The organism is Halorubrum sp. AJ67 (genome assembly GCF_000513435.1).
Genome location: NZ_CBVY010000016.1, coordinates 39,582 through 41,604 on the forward strand (window position 1 = coordinate 39,582; position 2,023 = coordinate 41,604).

The 2,023-nt window shown below is 70.2% G+C and carries 1 protein-coding gene and 1 pseudogene (1 of these 2 running past the window's edge); both read left to right on the top strand.

Features of this window, described 5'->3' with window-relative positions; translation table 11 throughout:
* Nucleotides 1-13: 13 nt before the first annotated feature.
* Nucleotides 14-1,612: a COG1361 S-layer family protein gene (locus BN903_RS12100; RefSeq protein WP_228841097.1), complete on the top strand. Its 1,599-nt coding sequence runs from the start codon at nucleotides 14-16 to the stop codon at nucleotides 1,610-1,612.
* A 3-nt stretch (nucleotides 1,613-1,615) separates the two neighbouring features.
* Nucleotides 1,616-2,023, top strand: a pseudogene (locus BN903_RS18785) (hypothetical protein) (it continues 243 nt past the right edge of the window).

A 2,023-nucleotide genomic window follows, 5' to 3' on the forward strand; every position in this document is an offset into this window, starting at 1 on the left:
CCCCTGTGCGTCCTTGCCCTCCCACGACTATGTATGCTATACGAAGTTTAGGTTACCGGGGCACGTCCGGCGACCGCCGTACCAACAGCGACGGGCCGGCGCGACGATCCGTGGGACGCCGGAGCTGGCCGTCTCCGTCGCACAGCCGACGGTCAACGTCGGCGAGACCAACTCCGTCACGCTCCAAGTGACGAACGACGGCGACCTCGACCTGGGGCCGTCGAGTTCGCGTGCGGTGGTCACCACGGCGCGGAACGTTCGCGTCGAGGCCGACGCCGGTGGCACCCCGCTCACCGTCGAGACCGGAACCGTGGCGATCGGCGCTGTCACCGAGAATCAGCCCGGCTCGGCACCGATCGCGGTCGGCGTCCCGAGCGACGTCGAACCGGGCACCTACGATATCGACGTCGAGGTGCGGTACTCCCACACCTACCAGCAGTCGGGCAACGTCGTCTACGACCGGCAGGAGACCGTCGACCGCGAGGTCACCGTCGAGGTGAGCGACGACGCCCGCTTCGAGATCACGAACGTGACGACCGACGCGCGGGTCGGCGACCAAGGGACGCTCGAAGCCGAGGTCGAGAACGTCGGTGCCGACGCCGCCAGCGGCGCGACGGTCACGCTGGAGTCGGCGAGCGCCGGACTCACCTTCGGGCAGAGTCCCCGTGACTCCGCCCGGATCGGCCAGTTGGAGCCCGGCGAGGCAACGGCCGTGACCTACGACGTCGCCTTCGCGGCCGGCGCTCCCGTCCGCGAGTACGCGCTCGACGGCACGGTGACCTTCGACACGAGCGAGGGGTACCAGCGCGTCGACGAGAGTCCGTCCGCGAGCGTCCGTCCCGGTGCCGAACAGCGGTTCTCGATCGACGACGTCGACTCCGACCTCTACGTCGGCGAACAGGGCGACCTCCGGGGCACGGTCACCAACGACGGCCCCGCGACCGCGCGCAACGTCGTCGTCCAGTACGCCGAGGAGTCGCCGAACGTCGTCCCCGTCGAACGCTCGGTCGCCGTCGGCACGCTCGACCCGGGCGAGTCCGCCGACTTCCGGCTGCCGATCGAGGTTGGCGGCGAGGCCGAGGCGGTCGCTCGCACCGCGGACGTCGCGGTCCAGTACCGCACCGCCGACCTCGAACGGCGGGCCTATCAGGACCTGGAGCTCCTCTTCGACGTCGCGCCCGAGCGCGACCGGTTCGACGTCGCGGTCGCCGACCGAACGCTCGAGACGGGCGGCGAGCGCACCCTCTCGGTCGAGGTGACGAACAACCTCAACGAGACGGTCGGCGACGTCGAGGCCCGGCTGTTCACCGACGATCCGATCGCGACCGGCGACACGGACACGGGGTACGCGCAGACGATCGAACCGGGCGAGACCGTGACGATGACCTTCGACCTGAGCGCGACCGGGTCGGCCACGCCCGGGAGCACGTACCCGATCTCGTTCGACTTCCGGTACGACGACGCCAACGGCGACAGCCAGCTGTCCGACACGGTCCGGGTACCGATCGACGTGACGGAGAGCGAGGGCGGCGGGCTGCCGATCGGTCCGATCGTCGTCGTGCTCGTCGTCCTCGCGGCCGGTGGCGCGGCCGTCTGGTACCGGAGGCGGTAAGCGATGCGACTCGGCGAGCGGATCGAGGCGGGAATACGACGCCTCAACGACGTCATCGTCGACCGCCCGCGCGCGGTCGTCGTCGCGTTCCTCCTGTTGACCGCCGTGTTCGCGGGGGGGATCGGGCTCGTCTCCACCGAGACCGAACCCACGGAGGGGTTCACCGAAGGGCTCGACGAACAGGAGGCGCTCGACGCGGTCAACGAGGAGTTCGAGGACCCGTTCGCGGCTAACGGCGAGTCGACCCAGCTGATCCACGTCAGCGGGAACGCCCTCTCGAAGGAGGCGCTCGTCAGGAACCTCCGAGTACTGGAACGCGTCGAGTCGCGGGAGTCGCTGCGGATGGCGGACGCGAACGGGGCGGCCACGACCGTCGCGCAGGCGACCGACCCCTCGGCGACCACGGTGACC